Source organism: Trinickia sp. NRRL B-1857 (genome assembly GCF_050470685.1).
Taxonomy (GTDB): Bacteria; Pseudomonadota; Gammaproteobacteria; order Burkholderiales; family Burkholderiaceae; genus Trinickia.
In genome coordinates, this window is the sequence record NZ_JBFLUK010000001.1 from 1,931,503 (window position 1) to 1,946,380 (window position 14,878).

General features: G+C 63.1%; 16 protein-coding genes. 2 read left to right on the plus strand and 14 right to left on the minus strand.

Annotation, left to right across the window (positions count from 1 at the left end; genetic code table 11):
* Positions 1–6: 6 nt before the first annotated feature.
* From AB1286_RS08620 to AB1286_RS08670, 11 genes are all read right to left on the minus strand, one after another.
* Positions 7–996: a thiamine pyrophosphate-dependent dehydrogenase E1 component subunit alpha gene (locus AB1286_RS08620; protein WP_430362874.1), complete on the minus strand. Its 990-nt coding sequence runs from the start codon at positions 994–996 to the stop codon at positions 7–9.
* Between the two features lie 26 nt (positions 997–1,022).
* Positions 1,023–2,162 (minus strand): ATP-NAD kinase family protein, encoded by a 1,140-nt coding sequence (locus tag AB1286_RS08625; protein ID WP_430362875.1) that lies wholly within the window; start codon positions 2,160–2,162, stop codon positions 1,023–1,025.
* Between the two features lie 224 nt (positions 2,163–2,386).
* Positions 2,387–4,402, minus strand: a complete 2,016-nt coding sequence (locus tag AB1286_RS08630) for a sigma-54-dependent Fis family transcriptional regulator (protein WP_430362876.1) — start codon at positions 4,400–4,402, stop codon at positions 2,387–2,389.
* Positions 4,403–4,575: 173 nt separating this feature from the next.
* On the minus strand, positions 4,576–5,124 hold the full coding sequence (locus AB1286_RS08635; protein WP_430362877.1) for a YbhB/YbcL family Raf kinase inhibitor-like protein: 549 nt from the start codon (positions 5,122–5,124) through the stop codon (positions 4,576–4,578).
* A 336-nt stretch (positions 5,125–5,460) separates the two neighbouring features.
* The gene (locus AB1286_RS08640; protein ID WP_430362878.1) at positions 5,461–6,411 is read right to left on the minus strand and encodes a cation diffusion facilitator family transporter; all 951 of its coding nucleotides are present in this window, start codon (positions 6,409–6,411) and stop codon (positions 5,461–5,463) included.
* A 75-nt stretch (positions 6,412–6,486) separates the two neighbouring features.
* The gene (locus tag AB1286_RS08645) at positions 6,487–7,128 is read right to left on the minus strand and encodes a hypothetical protein (protein WP_430362879.1); all 642 of its coding nucleotides are present in this window, start codon (positions 7,126–7,128) and stop codon (positions 6,487–6,489) included.
* Between the two features lie 120 nt (positions 7,129–7,248).
* A complete protein-coding gene (locus AB1286_RS08650; RefSeq protein WP_430362880.1) occupies positions 7,249–7,788 on the minus strand; it encodes a cytochrome b in 540 nt (179 codons plus the stop codon).
* A 131-nt stretch (positions 7,789–7,919) separates the two neighbouring features.
* On the minus strand, positions 7,920–9,662 hold the full coding sequence (locus AB1286_RS08655) for a SulP family inorganic anion transporter (RefSeq protein WP_430362881.1): 1,743 nt from the start codon (positions 9,660–9,662) through the stop codon (positions 7,920–7,922).
* A gap of 90 nt (positions 9,663–9,752) precedes the next feature.
* The gene (locus tag AB1286_RS08660; protein ID WP_430362882.1) at positions 9,753–9,935 is read right to left on the minus strand and encodes a hypothetical protein; all 183 of its coding nucleotides are present in this window, start codon (positions 9,933–9,935) and stop codon (positions 9,753–9,755) included.
* 15 nt (positions 9,936–9,950) lie between these two features.
* A complete protein-coding gene (locus tag AB1286_RS08665) occupies positions 9,951–10,235 on the minus strand; it encodes a hypothetical protein (protein ID WP_430362883.1) in 285 nt (94 codons plus the stop codon).
* Positions 10,236–10,419: 184 nt separating this feature from the next.
* Positions 10,420–10,572 (minus strand): hypothetical protein, encoded by a 153-nt coding sequence (locus AB1286_RS08670; RefSeq protein ID WP_430362885.1) that lies wholly within the window; start codon positions 10,570–10,572, stop codon positions 10,420–10,422.
* Here AB1286_RS08670 and AB1286_RS08675 point away from each other — a divergent pair.
* Both AB1286_RS08675 and AB1286_RS08680 read left to right on the plus strand, forming a co-directional pair.
* The gene (locus AB1286_RS08675) at positions 10,571–12,088 is read left to right on the plus strand and encodes a pyrrolo-quinoline quinone (protein ID WP_430362886.1); all 1,518 of its coding nucleotides are present in this window, start codon (positions 10,571–10,573) and stop codon (positions 12,086–12,088) included. The genes AB1286_RS08670 and AB1286_RS08675 overlap by 2 nt on opposite strands.
* A 124-nt stretch (positions 12,089–12,212) precedes the next feature.
* Complete coding sequence (locus AB1286_RS08680) at positions 12,213–12,743, plus strand: TIGR00645 family protein (RefSeq protein WP_430362887.1); 531 nt, start codon at positions 12,213–12,215, stop codon at positions 12,741–12,743.
* Between the two features lie 68 nt (positions 12,744–12,811).
* Here the strand turns inward: AB1286_RS08680 and AB1286_RS08685 are convergent, their stop codons facing one another.
* Genes AB1286_RS08685 through AB1286_RS08695 form a run of 3 tightly spaced genes read right to left on the minus strand, consistent with a single transcriptional unit; the run spans position 12,812 to position 14,767 of the window.
* The gene (locus tag AB1286_RS08685; protein WP_430362888.1) at positions 12,812–13,762 is read right to left on the minus strand and encodes a sensor domain-containing diguanylate cyclase; all 951 of its coding nucleotides are present in this window, start codon (positions 13,760–13,762) and stop codon (positions 12,812–12,814) included.
* A gap of 14 nt (positions 13,763–13,776) precedes the next feature.
* Complete coding sequence (locus AB1286_RS08690; protein ID WP_430362889.1) at positions 13,777–14,406, minus strand: chemotaxis protein CheC; 630 nt, start codon at positions 14,404–14,406, stop codon at positions 13,777–13,779.
* Positions 14,399–14,767 (minus strand): response regulator, encoded by a 369-nt coding sequence (locus AB1286_RS08695; protein WP_430362890.1) that lies wholly within the window; start codon positions 14,765–14,767, stop codon positions 14,399–14,401. The genes AB1286_RS08690 and AB1286_RS08695 overlap by 8 nt, the downstream gene beginning before the upstream one ends.
* Between the last annotated feature and the right edge of the window lie 111 nt (positions 14,768–14,878).

Sequence of the window (14,878 nt, forward strand, 5' to 3'; positions counted from 1 at the left end):
CGCTGTTCAGTACTTCACGTAGACGTCGGTCAGCAGATCGGCAGGCCTCGGATGTTCGGCCGCCTTCGCTTCTTGCACGGCGCGCTCGATCAGCGCGGCGACTTCGTGGTCGATATCGTCGAGTTCGCCCCGCGTGAGCACGCCCGACTCGGTCACGCGCGATGCGAAAATCTTCAGGCAGTCGCGATGGGCGCGAATCTCGTCGAGCTCGCCCGGCGCTCGGTACGTTTGCGCGTCGCCTTCGAAGTGGCCGTAAAAGCGCACCATCTTGCATTCGAGCAGCGACGGGCCGCCGCCCTCGCGAGCGCGCCGAATCACTTCGCCCGCCGCCTCGTGCACCGCGAAAAAGTCGGTACCGTCCACCGTCACGCCCGGAATCCCGAAGCCGGCGGCGCGATCGACATAGCTATCGACGGCGGTGCCGTACTCGCGCGCGGTCGCCTCGGCGTAGCCGTTGTTTTCGATGACGAAGATGACGGGCAGATTCCAGACCGCCGCGAGGTTCAGGCTTTCGAGAAACGTTCCTTGGTTGGAGGCGCCGTCGCCGGCGAACGTGATCCCGACCTCGCCTTTGCCGCGAAACTTCGCGGCAAGCGCAGCGCCGCAGATCAACGGCGCGCCCGCGCCGAGAATGCCGTTCGCGCCCATCATCCCTTTCGAGAGATCGGCGATATGCATAGATCCACCCTTGCCGTTGCACGAGCCGCCGGTCTTGCCGTAGATCTCCTTCATCATGCCGATCACATCCACGCCCTTGGCGATGCAATGGCCATGGCCGCGGTGCGTGCTGGCGATTCGGTCGCCGTCGTGCAAGTGATGCAAGATGCCGACGCCGGCCGCTTCCTCGCCGGCATACAAATGCACGAAGCCGGGGATGTCGCCGCGCGAGAAGTCGACATGTAGCCGCTCCTCGAAATCGCGGATGGTGCGCATCCTGCGATAGCAGTCGAGCAGTTCTGTACGCCCCAGCGGTAGGGCTGTAGGTTTCGCTGTCATGCGTGTCTCCTTTGATGAGTGTTGTTTCAGGGGTGCAAGAGAATTGGGAGGGACGGCACGCCGGGGCCGGACGCCGGTTGTCGTTGAGCGCGCAACAAACCGTGCGCGGCGGCGTAGCGAAGACAATCGGCCACCGCGATCGAACGAAAGGCGCGCTCGCGCAGCGTGACGGTCAATCGATCGTCGGGACCGAACGTGATTTCGCGTTCGCCGTCCAAGGCCATGACGCCGGCGCGTTGGCGCACCGGTGCGGGCTCGCCGTCGGCTAGCCGATGCCAGCCGTAGACGGGCACCGGTTGAAGCAGGCCCGGTGCGATCGGCGCATGCAAATGAAACAGCGGATCGGCGAGCTCGGTATGCGGCGCACGCGGCTCGAGCGGCGCTACCTGCACACATAGCCCCCCGGGCTCACGACGTCCGACCGGGTCGAGCATGCCGCCGATGGCCGACAAACCGATGGCCTCGGGATCGGCAAAGGCCATATAGACGGCGGCCAAAGAATCGGTCCGCCATAACGCTTTCGCGCCGATGTAATGCTCGTTGGCGATGGCGACATCGACGAGCGCGATGTCGTGGCGACGCGCACCGTCGCGCGCATCGAGCGTCACATCGAGCCGTTTGTTGTAGACGAGCGCGGTATCGGGCGCGATGCGGCCCATGGCATAGAGCCCCACCGCGAGTCCTGCCAACGTGGCTTCGCGCAGTTCGGGATAAGCGTTGTTGGTACCGGTCGACAAGCCGGCGATCGGCACCTGTCCGCATTCGCGTACGACGGCGCGATGCGTTCCGTCGCCGCCGAGTACGACGATGGCCGCCACGGCCGCCTCGCGCAGCAGGCGCGCGGCGAAAAAGGTATCGTCGACGCGGCCCGTCGCGGGCATCGCGAGCCATTCCAGTTGGGGCCACGTCTGATTGCCTGTCGACGCCGCGCGCTCGCGCATCAGATGACGTTCGAGCATCGGCTTCAAGCCTTCGCGGTCCGGCATCATCAGCACGCGCGTCACGCCGCATGCGCCGAGGGCGGCCATCGCGCGCAGCACGATATTGACGCGGTCGGCCAGTTGCAGACTGTTCGCATTCGCCACGACGCGGCGAATGTCGCGAGCCGAAACCGGATTGGCAATGATGCCGACCGCCGGCGGACGAACCGGTGAAGGTTCGCGCATGCCTGTCTCCTAATGTATTTATCTCGACAGGCTTAATTGCAACAGGTATGCCAACCGCAATCCCGTTGCTGGAGATCGGAAATCTTCGGGATTACCCCGAAAAAAGCATCGGCGAAATGGGCGATTTCGAGCAGCGGGCGTGACAGGTGTCACAGCATCAGCTGTATCGCGATTGACAGGCGTATCGGTCGCCGGAGACGGCGCGCGCGTCGCTGTTTAGGGGGCTAATGTTGCGTGTCGTCCGCGCCGGCCGATCGGGCCGAGACGGCGTCGCTGCGATTCGGCGATTGGATGCCGTGGCGCGCCATGCGACGGTACAACGTCATGCGGCTGATCCCCAGCTCGCGTGCGACGGCGCTTAGGTTCCAGCCATGGATACGCAATTGCTGCGTCAGCAGCGCGCGTTCGGCTTCGAGCGTCTTCGGTTCTGCGAAGGCGGCCATCGCAGCCTCGACGGCGGTGCTAGGCGCCGCGAGTTCGTCGATGCCCTCATTGTTGGATTCGCCGATCCCATCGGGCAAATCGCTCGCTTCGATGCGCCGATCGTTGCAGACGGCGCGTGCGTATTCAAGCGCGTTGCGCAGTTCGCGCAGGTTGCCGGGCCAACGGTGACGACGTAGGTGCACGCGTGCCGATTCCGAAACCGTATAGCCCGGCGCCCCCTCGCGCGCGGCGAGAAACTTATCGACCAACCAATCGAGATCGCTGCGATCGCGCAGCGCAGGCAGCACGAGCCGCGCACCGTTCAGCCGGTAATACAGGTCCTCGCGGAAGCGTCCGCCGGCAATCAGCTCATCGAGCGGGTGATGCGTCGCCGATATCACCCTCACGTCGACCGGCACGGGACGCGAGGCGCCGATCGCGAGTACTTCGCCCTCGGCGAGCACGCGAAGCAAGCGCGACTGCAACTCTCTCGGCATGTCGCCGATCTCGTCGAGGAACAACGTGCCGCCGTCGGCTTCCTGGATCAACCCGCGCTTGGCCTTGGGCCCCGCGCCCGAGAAGCTATTGGGTAAGTGGCCGAACAGCTCGCTCTCGATCAGCGTCTCGGGAATCGCAGCGCAATTGACCGCGATGAAGGGGCCGCCGCGACGCGCGCTTGCCCGATGCAATGCGCGCGCGAAGTATTCCTTGCCGCTGCCCGTCTCACCGTTGATGAGCAGATTGATGGGCGCATCCACCAGTTTCGCGGCCAATTGCAGTTGTCGCTGCAACGTGGCGTCACCGCCGGATAGCGCCGCCAGTTCGGCCGGCAACGATACTTGCGCCTCGTCCGCCGTATTCACGGGCAACGGCACCATCGGCGGCATCGCACTCAAATACAGGCGCTTGCCGCTCCTCGCCAGGCGCACCACGCGCTCTTCGCTCGGACGTGAATAAACGAAGCGCCCCAACTGCTCCGGCGCCAACGCGAACAAGGCGTCGAATCGCGTGCCGAGCAGCGCCGAGTCCAAGCCGGTTTCGGCCGTCAACATCTGCTGCGCGCGGCGATTGTGGCCGACGATACGACCGCTCGCATCAAGCGCGATCAGGTACTCCGGGTTGACGTCGATGAATTCCGGCGCGGGGCTCAGCTTGAGGATCCAGTCGCGCCGATGACGCCGCAAGAAATACGCGTCCTCGATTCTGTTCGCGTACGTGCGTACGAGATATAGCGCGAACATCTGGCTGTCTTTCGCGAGCGGCGAACTCAGCGCCGATATATCGAGAATCGCGTGGAGCTGGCCGTGCGAATCGAAGAGCGGCGCCGCGGTGCACGTCAAAGGAATGTGCGTGGCATCGAAGTGATCGGCGCGATGCACGGTCAAGGCATGGCCGGTCGCCAGCGCGGTACCGACGGCGCAGGTGCCCGCCCCGTTCTCGCTCCATTCGGCGCCGAGGTAGAGGCCGGCGCGGCGCAATCCCGCGTCCGTGCCTTCGTCGCCGAGATAATCCACCGCAACGCCGTCGGCATCGGTCAGCAACACGACGTAGCCGGTCCCTGCCACCTGGCTATACAGCGTTTCGAGGCCATACCGGGCGATCCGAGCGAAATCGTCGATGCGCTGCTGATGCTCGCGCAGGCGCTGCGCGGGAACGATCCGCGCCTCCTGCATCCGGGTCGGGTCAAGGCCGTATTGATGCACGCACCGGTGCCACGAGCTTTGGATGATGGCATCGTGCATCCGTGCGGCCACCGGGGGCTGACCGGTGGTCGTTAGGACCACGGTTTCGATGTGATCGCGCTGCCGGACGTCCATGGTTGTCTCCTGTGTCCGGGACGTGCGTTGCTGGACACAATGCCAGCGGCCCGTGAGCCGATGGCTGGTCGGGCGGCGCATCGAGGGCGCACCCGATGTTTCGAGTTTGGGCCTCTAATGTACCATCGCCGCCGCGAGTGTCCAGTCGCGCCGCTTGCGCGCGGCCCGAAGCGCTATCGCTTCATGGCGACAATCGTCGTGGCTTGCCCGAGCGCCTGATAGTGGGCGACGAACCCGACGACAGCCGGCGTGGCGTTCGCATCGAGCGGCAGCTTGGCGACCTTCAACGCCGTCACAGCAACGACGTAGCGGTGCGTTTCCCCCTGCGGCGGGCAGGGTCCAAGGTAGCCGGCGTTGCCGAGATCGTTCTTGATCGCAAGCGCGCCGGCAGGCAACGGAGATGTCTCGCTCCCCGCCCCGCTCGCAATCGCATGCACCGATGCCGGGATATCGGCCACCACCCAATGCCAGAACCCCGAGCCGGTCGGTGCGTCCTCGTCGCGGATCGTCAGCAGGTAGCTTTGCGTTCCGCTCGGCGCACCCGACCATCGGATCGAGGGCGACGTATTCCGGCCGTGGCAGCCGAACTGATCGGAGACCTGAGCGTTGTCGAACGAACCGTTCGTCAGTTGAACGCTATCGATCGAAAAACCGTCCGCCCTCGCATTGCTTGCCGCCATCAATGCCACGCAGAGCGCGAATCCCCTCACATTTTTTTTCATTTGAAATACCCCGGAGAACTAAGGAACGTGTGTGCATTGTTCTCGGAGGTATCGCGCGTAACAAGGCCAGCGGGAATACTAGTATCACCGCCACCATCGTTCTCCTCACACCAATTCGACAGCGGCCGACTGCTGCGGCTCGAAGCCGGCGCGACAACAGGCGAAACGACGGCGGTCGACCTCAGCGCCGTCGCCAAACAGGTACTCACGGACATCGCCCCGAGGCCGATCCGCCAATCTCAACAACTCGAACTCGATGCCCCCGACGAGTTAGGCGGGTTGAAGGTCGAAGTCGACTGGATGAGTCCGCTTCGCGACTAAGCGCATGCCCGCTCGCTAAACGCCGGCCGGCGCAAGACCGCCGCTGTCGCCGCGCCTGCGAGGGTCCACATGCGTCATGACGTTCAGCACACGATGGCGCGTCAAGACATGCTGACGCGCAGCCACCGCGATGTCGTGCCCGGCTTCGACAGAGAGGGCAGCATCGACTTCGATATGCACATCGGCGACGATCATGTCGCCCATTTTGCGCGTACGCAAATCGTGCACGCCGATGACACCGGGTGTGCCGAGCAGCGTTTGCCGGATCGCGTGCACCTCCTGCTCGTCGGCCGATCGATCCATCAAATCGTGGAGCGCATCTGAACCAAAGGTCCACCCCATCTTGAGCACAAGCAAGCCGACGATCAGTGCCGCGATCGGGTCGAGAATCGGAAAGCCCGCGAGATTGCCGACGATGCCCACCCCTACGACGAGCGAGGAGGCGGCATCCGACCTAGCGTGCCACGCGTTCGCCACCAGCATGCTCGACTTGACGCGTTTGGCCACCGCAAGCATGTAGCGAAACAGCGATTCTTTCGCGATCAACGCGGCGACGGCGACCCACAGCGCAGCCATATGAACACGCTGAACCGATGCCGGATCGCCGAGTTTGCGCAGCGCCGCCCACAGCATGCCCGCCCCGACGGCGGCGAGGATTACGCCGAGCGCGAGCGACGCGGCCGTTTCGAAACGCTGATGGCCGTAGGGGTGCGCTTCGTCGGCGCCCTTCCTGCTGTGATGGCTGGCGAAAAGGACGACGAAGTCGGCAACGAGATCCGATAGCGAATGAATCCCGTCCGCAATCAGGCCCTGAGAACCCGAGACGATTCCCGCCAACACCTGTCCCAAGGTCAGACACAGATTGACGGCGACGCTGACCCAGGTGCTGCGGGAGGCAGCCGCGGCGCGCTCGGCGGGCGTGTGTTCGTCGTTTTCCGTGTCGTCGAAGAGCGGTTCAGTCTTCATTTAGAGCGTATATAAAGAGGCACGTCCCGCCATCTGGCACGGCACCTAGCGCGTCGGATCGGCCCGGTCGACGCTTCAGCGGCGCGCGGCCCGGTTATGCTCCGGGCGCCCGGCAGGCTTGATTGAACGTCGCCATCTTAGCTTGCGCTCGTCGACCAGCGCTTTCCAATCGAGCTTGGTCATCGCATAGACCAGCAAAAGCAGCACCAATTGCGTGATGACGAAGTAGGCGCTCAAGTACCCGCCTTCGAACTGCGTTTCCGGATCGATACGCTCGGAAACGAATCGACCGAGATAGGCCCAGATCGTATAGCTGGCGGTCCGGCCCACGAAGAATGCCGCTCCGATATTTCTGAGCGGCAAGCCCGATAGGCCATAGGCGATAAATAGATAGTTCGATGGAAAAGGACTCAGCGAGTACAAGAAAAATGCGCTGACGGTCAGTCGTTTGCGCTGCGCCAGCCAGGCTCTCGCCACGTCGATGTTTTGGCGATCGGATTCGCGCATCAAGTGCCCGCGCACGAGGGTGCGCGCGAACGTCGCTAAAATCAGTCGACCGAGGGTCGCGGCGCCGGCTGCAACCAAGGCGAAGACGAACGGCTTGCCCTCCGGCACGTTGAAACCCATCCACGACATGGCCATCCATGTGGGGGGCGCGAATGCCGGCATGAGATTGATCAGCAGCACCACGACGAACAAAATCGCGAGCGTCGCCACGTTGGTCCTCTCCCGCCTTCAGCCTTTCATTGTGCTGGAGCCGGCCCCGGCACGCTTGACTCACGTCAAGCCATGCCGGAAAGGCTAACGCTTAGTGTGCCGTTGCTCGATAAGCGCGGCTCACCAGGTCATGCGTTCGAGGACCTTGTCCTTGCGCACGAAGCGGTGGAACAGCGCAGCACCGATATGCATCGCGATCAAAGCAAAGAGCACCCAAGCGAGTACGCCATGGACGTCGCCCATCGCATGCGCCACGCTCGAGCCGGTGGCCGCGATCGGCGGCAACGGCAGCGCGCCGGAAAGCGTCGACGCCCAACCGCGCGAGGACGCATTGGCCCAGCCGAGCAGCGGCACGGCGACCAGCGCGGCATAGAGTAGGAAGTGTGTCGCCCGCGAAGCGAAATCCAGCAGCGGCGGCAGCTCGCCCGGGGGCGGGCGGTGCGTGAGCCGCCAGACGATCCGCAACGCCATGGCCACGATCAACGCCGTGCCGATCGCCAAGTGCCAGGCGATGAGTCCGACCGGCTGGGTGTCTCGGTGCACGTCGGGCATGGTCCATCCCACGACGAATTGCGCCGCGATCAGCACGACGACCAACCAATGAAGAAGGCGCGCGACGCGCCCATAAGCCTCGCTACGATATTGTTCCACGGCGGCCATTGTTACCCCTGGGAAGAGAAATGAACGCATGGATCTTGCCTGAGCAGCCTTATCTTTCGCTTAAGATCGATGCAATGCGGCAGGCGATTCGTATCGCATATCGGGATTATTTCGGCTCGACGCGTATTTGATCATCGAATCGCGCGCGATGCGACACAATGCTCGACGGCTTCGCCGACTGTCGCAAAAAACGGCGAGGTTTCGCTGAATTTCTGATACAGCCCGTATTGACGCAAAAGGTCTTTCACCGGCCCCTTCATCTCGGCAAAGCACAGTCGAATGCCCTCGGCGTGCAATTCGTCATGCAAAAGATCGAGCACGTCGGCCGCCGTCACGTCGATATCCGTAATGGGTTCGGCCGCTACGATCGCCCATTGCACATCGTCGGCCGATCGAGCGATCGCGCGCCGCAAATGGTCGGCAAAGATGTTTGCATTAGCAAAAAATAGCGGCGCATCCCAGCGAAAGAGCACGAGCCCCGGCAATTGCCGCGCGTTCGGATGGCGAGTCACGTCGTGATAGCCGCGCACGCCGGGAACGCGGCCGAGCACCGCATCGTAGGGATGCCAGGCGCGCCATACGAACGAGAGCAGCGCAAGCCCCACCGAAATGAAGATGCCCTGCACGACGCCGAGCAGCACGACGCCGACGAAACATAACAGCGATACGGAGAATTCGCTGCGTCTGCGCCGATAGAGACGCGCCACATTCCGCACTTGCATGACGGCGGTCGACGCACAGATGACGACCGCCGCCAGCGCCGAATGCGGCACGGGCGCCAATAGGCTTGGGGCGAACAACAACAGCGCCGCGATGCATGCGGCGGCGAAAATGCCCGTCATCTGCGTTTGCGCACCGGCGGCCTGCGCAACGGGCGTGCGCGATGCGCTGCTGCTTACCGGGCACCCCTGCAAACAGCCCGCAAAAAGATTGGCCGCGCCGAGCGCGATGAGTTCCTGATTGCGGTCGGGGTTGCGGTCCGTACGTGAAGCGAACGCACGCGATAACACGCTGATGTCGGCGAACGAGACGAGCGCAATGGCGACCGCACCGCCCGATAGACGCCGAATCTCAGGCCAGGACACGAGCGGGATATGCGGCAACGTCAACCCGGACGGGATCGTGCCGATCACAGGGACGGCCAGTTGGTGTTCGCGTCGGAGCCACCAGCCGGCGACCGCTGCCATGACGAATACGAGGATGAATATTCCGGGCAGCGCCGGCGCATATCTGCGCAGCACTAGAATCGTTGCGACGCACGCCACGCCGATCGCGGCGGTGGCGACGTCGATCTGCCAGGAGAACACGGCGCGATAGGCATGGAATAGATCGCCGAGAAACGTATCGCCGCCGCCCGGATACCCGAGCAGGGTCGGCAATTGACTAGCCGCCAACGTGACGGCGATACCGTTGAGATAGCCATACCGTATCGGATCGGAAAGCAGATCGGAGACGAACCCGAGTCTCATGAGGCCGAAGAGCGCGCACACGGCACCCGCCATGATGGCCAGCATCGACGCAAGCGCCACGGTGTGACCGGCACCCATCGGAGAAAGCGGCAACACGGTGGCCGCGATCAGGGCGGCGAGCGCCGAATCGGGGCCTAGGACGAGAATGCGGCTCGGCCCGAAAATCGCATAGCCGATCAACGCGGCGATCGAGGCGTATAACCCCGTGATGACCGGTAAGCCGGCCGCTTCCGCATAGCTCATGCCGACGGGCACTAGCATCGCGGTCAGCGCCAGCGCGGCGAACAGATCTTTGGCGAACCAAGCGCGCCGATAGCCACGCAGCATCGAAACGGCGGGCACCCAATGCGCGAGCCCGAATTGGGGGGTCTCGCGCTCGGGCGGCTTACGCGCTGGGTGGACCATGATCGATTAAGTCTCGTCGCACGCTCTAGGGCTAGTCCACCTGGGCAGCGTCTCGCGCGCTTGCCGCCACGCACGATCGTCGCCGCTTAGTCAGCGGCCGGCGCTTCCCACGAATCGCGGTTCGGCGTCGGAAAACGGGTCCGCCGTGCCGGGGTTCGCCTGAGTCACGCCGGCGCTGATCGCCGCCACGCGGCGCGTCAGGCGCGGGTGGAGCTTCAGCACATTGAGCCAAGGATCTTGAACATTGCATTCCCCCTCGGACCATTCAATCAATACTTAGCGTCGTCTTCATTGGAGCCGGCACGCATATTCGCCGCTCCATTTGCCGCTATCGCAACGCTGGCAGGTATAACTCGGACATTGACTGATTCCTTGGTTCGGCAGCGTACACTTGGAAACGATGGTGCCGTCCGCAACCATGCTGCCGTCGGAAGCCTCACAAGCCGCCCCCACCGACGTCCCCGCATTGGCACTGTTCCCTGCCGGGCCTTGCGCCCCCATCGGCGTGCATGCGGCGGCGAGCAGCATCCAGCCGGCTATCGGTATGAACTTGATCCATCGATTCGACGACATAACGCACCTCCGTCGAGCGTTGCCGCGATTTGCCGGGCTTCGATCTGATCCGCATCGCCGCCCTATTGCGCAGCATATACGGCGCACGAAACGACGCAAGATCGTTATAACGATCGGTACGAGAAATGCTCCGTATCGAGCCTATCCGCTCCTGGGAGATGCTCATGGACCGCAGGCACCACTCTCACTTCGCGTCTGTTGCCGTCAGGTATAGCGCGCTCGCCTGCGTCGCCGCGGCACTGAGCACATCCTGTAGCGGCGGGGGACATTCGGGGACCGCCACGCCGAGCGGGAGTGCGGGCGGAAGCGGTAGCGGATCGGGACCCGGTACCGGCATGGCATCGGCCTCCGACGTGCTGACCTATCACAACGACATTGGCCGCACGGGTCAGTACTTGGCCGAAACCACCCTCACCCCGGCCAACGTCAATGCTACGCAGTTCGGCAAAGTCGGCTTTCTTTCCGTCGACGGCAAGGTGGACGCCGAGCCCCTGTATGCCAGCAACGTGTCGATGGGCGGCGGAACGCACAACGTCGTATTCGTCGCCTCCGAGCACGACAGCCTCTACGCGTTCGACGCCGATACGCGCGCTTTGATCTGGCGGCGCTCGCTGCTAGGCAGCGGGGAAACCACTAGCGACAACCGCAGTTGCAGCCAAATCACACCCGAGATCGGCATTACGTCGACGCCGGTCATCGACCGGTCGCGCGGCGCCAACGGTGTCATCTACGCGGTGGCGATGACTAAGGACGCGAACGGCGTCTATCACCAACGTCTGCACGCGCTCGACCTATCGACGGGCGGCGAACTCTTCAAAGGCCCGACAGAAATCGCCGCCACGTTCCCCGGCAACGGCGCGAACAGCGCGAACGGCATCGATCGATTCGATCCCGCGCAGTACGCCGAACGTCAAGCCCTCACGCTCGTGAACGGCAACGTCTATCTCGGTTGGACGTCGCATTGCGACCAAGGCACCTATGGCGGGTGGGTCATGGCCTATAACGCCGATACGCTCGCGCAAACGAGCGCGCTCGATCTCACGCCGAACGGCAGCGAAGGTTCGGTCTGGATGAGCGGCGCTGGCATGGCGTCGGACGGGAACGCTTTGTATCTGCTCGACGCCAACGGAACGTTCGATTCGACGCTGACGAGCGGCGGCCTCCCCTCGAACGGCGACTATGGCAACACGTTCCTGAAGTTGGCGACCTCGCCCAGCCTATCGGTCGCCGACTACTTCGCTCCGATGAATACCGTCGCCGAATCGAACCAAGACATCGATCTCGGCTCGGGCGGCGCGCTTGTCCTTCCGAACCTCACCGATGGAGCCGGCACGACACGGCATTTGGCGGTGGGCGCTGGCAAGGATTCGAAGATCTACGTCGTCGACCGCGATGCGATGGGCAAGTTCGACAGCACGCGCAACGCCATCTGGCAGGAAATCGACGGGCAACTCGGCGGCGGCGTCTTCGGTATGCCGGCTTATTACGGCAACGTCGTCTACTACGGTGCCGTCGGCGATCATCTCAAGGCCTTCCCCATAGCGTCGGCTCGCCTGGCGACGACGCCGAGCTCGAGCAGCGCCGGCACGTTTCCCTATCCGGGAACGACGCCCAGCATCTCGGCGAACGGCACGCAAAACGCCATCGTCTGGGCCGCGGAAAACGGCGCCGTCGGCGCGTTGCACGCATTCAACGCAGGCAATTTGGCGCAAGAGCTATACAACAGCAATCAGGCAGGATCGCGCGACACGTTCGGGCCGGGCAACAAATTCATTACACCGATGATCGCCCACGGTCATGTCTATGTCGGCGCGACCAACGGGGTCGCGGTGTTCGGGTTGCTTGGACAGTAGAATTCGAGCGCGCGTCACGAGCGCTTCGCAAGGAAACTGTAAAATTGCGGGTTCGCGCGGTAAAAGGCTCGGTGCGTCGTTCTACGCCCGCGCGATACCCGCAATCCAACAGGAACAACACCTCATGCATCAACGCAAGCCTTTGGAAAAACTGCTCGAGTTTTCCCTCTTCAAGTCGCGCTGGCTGCTCGCGCCGTTCTACGTGGGTCTCGTGTTCTCGCTCGTCATGCTCGTGATCGCATTCGTGCAAGAGCTCATGCATGCTTTGATGGGCGTGCTGCACGCCACACCCGAGCAAATCATCCTCGCGACGCTTTCGCTGATCGACCTGTCGCTTGCGGCCAATCTCGTCGTCATCGTGATCTTTTCGGGCTACGAGAACTTCATTTCGAAGATCGACACGGGCGATAGCGAAGACCGCCCGAGCTGGATGGGCACGCTCGATTTCTCGGGTTTGAAGATGAAGCTGATCGGCTCGATCGTCGCGATCTCGGCCATTTCGTTGCTGCGCGCATTCATGAGCCTCACGGAGCAAGACATTCCGCTCGACGAGGCACGCGTGCGCTGGCTCGTCATCTTGCATCTGACGTTCATCGTATCGGGCGTGCTGTTCGCGGCCATGGATTGGATCGCCGCGCGCTCCGAAGCGCACTGAGTATCCGGCACCGCAAAAGAAAATGCCGCCGGTCGCGTCGTACGCGCCGGCGGCATTTTTCTGAACGTTCAAGCGTGATGAGCGACGATGCAGACTTGATTTCGCCCCGCGTGCTTGGCGTCGTAGAGCGCTTGGTCGGCTTCGGCCACGAGCGCGGCGACACCGCTCAAGCCCGGCGCGGCGGCGCAGCCGCCCACGCTCACGGTCACTTTCAATTGTCCGGAACTCACGTCGAGCGCATCGGCCTCGATGGCATGCCGAATTTTTTCGGCCACCACCGCCGCACCCGCCTCATCGCAATGCGGCAGAACGACCATGAACTCCTCGCCGCCGTAGCGACCCAGGATATCGCTGCTGCGTAGCTGCGGCGACACCGTCGCGGCGATCTTGCGCAGCACGGCGTCGCCCGTCGGGTGGCCGTACGTATCGTTGATGCGCTTGAAATGGTCGATGTCGAACAGCAGTACGGCAAACGAATCCTGGTGGCGCGTCCAGCTGTTGTACTCCGCGAGCAGCCGGCGATCGACGTGCCGCCGGTTGTACAGGCCCGTCAGCGCGTCGCGCTCCGAGGAGTCGCGCAGCGCATCGAGTGCGGCTTCGCGCTCCTTCCATGCTACGGCAAGCTCGGTCACGTCCGCGATCGTCACGCACACGGCAACGACCTCGCCGTTCTCGATCAGCGGCATGAACGAACAATCTTGCTGCATGAGATCGAGCGAGCCCGTGATGGGGCAATCGTGCTCGAACGGCAACAGCCACGGCCGATGCTGCCACGACGAAAACGAGCCGCTATGCAGTAAAAAGACCGTATCGAACTTGCGCTTGAGCCACGCGCGCGGCAAATCGGGAAAGCAATCGAAGAAACTGCGCCCGATCGCTTCCCCGGCCGCCACGCCGCTATGCTCATCCATGAAGCGATTCCAGAGCACGATGCGGTAGTCGCGATCCACGGCGAAAATGCCGAGCCCAACGCGCTCAAGTGCGAGCTCGCTCAAGCGAGCGGTGCCAGGGATGTCCATACAGCTATACAAAATCAAAGATTGGCGAGAAACCCTTCGAGCGCCGTCACGAGCGACTGGACCGCTTTGGCCGTCATCAGCGTCAACAGATGCGAGCCGAACACGCCGTCTTCGGTCTGCAAGTTGACTTCGAGCAACAACGCGCGGTCCCACGGCAGCTTGGACGGATGCAAGACATCCTCGAGGTCGAGTTGCACGCCGATCACGCGCGGCGGCGTAAACGTCGGCAACTGCCCGAGCTGTTCGAACAATCCCGTCAAGCACGCACCGGCGATCAAATTCGCGACGTCCGACAGCACTTCCGCGTCCGACATGTCTTCGTCGCTCTGCTCGACATGCATCTCGTCGGAACGGAACACGACCTTCATGTGCTCGGCACTGCGGCTGTCGAACAGCGAGATCGCCTCGCCGGCGATGTCGCAGCGAAAGCTTTGACGCAGCGCCGTGACGGGCTCCGTGAAGTCGAGCATGTCGCGCACGGCCGTCGGCAATGTATCGGTGTCCACCATGCGAATGCGCGGCACCGAAAGGTGCACGAAGCGTCCAAGCAACGCGGCTAGACGCGCGCCCGCTTGGCCCATGCCGATGTTGGCGATCTCTTGCAGCGCGTCGCGTTGGTCTTCGCTAAGAATAGGCTCACTCATACAATCCGTACTCTTTCAAGACCGGCAACAGCTTCGCACTTGAAATCGGCTTGTCGATAAAAGCGACGGCGCCGAGCGCCTTCACGCGAGCTTTCGCTTCGGGTTGGATATCCGCGGAGACGACGATCACGAAGCTGTCGAGTCCCTCCGCACGCACGGTCTCGAGCACGTCGAAACCGGTCATGCCGGGCATCGTCAGATCGAGGAACATGATGGAGGCGCGGCCTTGGCGGTATGCCGCCAGTGCGTCCGCGCCGTTGGCGGCCTGAGTGATTTCGACGTCCCACGCTTCAGGCAAAGCGTTGATAAGCAGTCGGCGGGCGAGCGTCGAATCGTCCACGACCAGTACAGGCAATCCCATTTTTCGGTTATTCCTTCGAAACCTGTCTGGTATAACGGCGGCCGCCCTCGAATCTGAAGTACTCCTAAACCCGAACGAAGAAAACGTTTACATCACACGCAAACGTTGGCG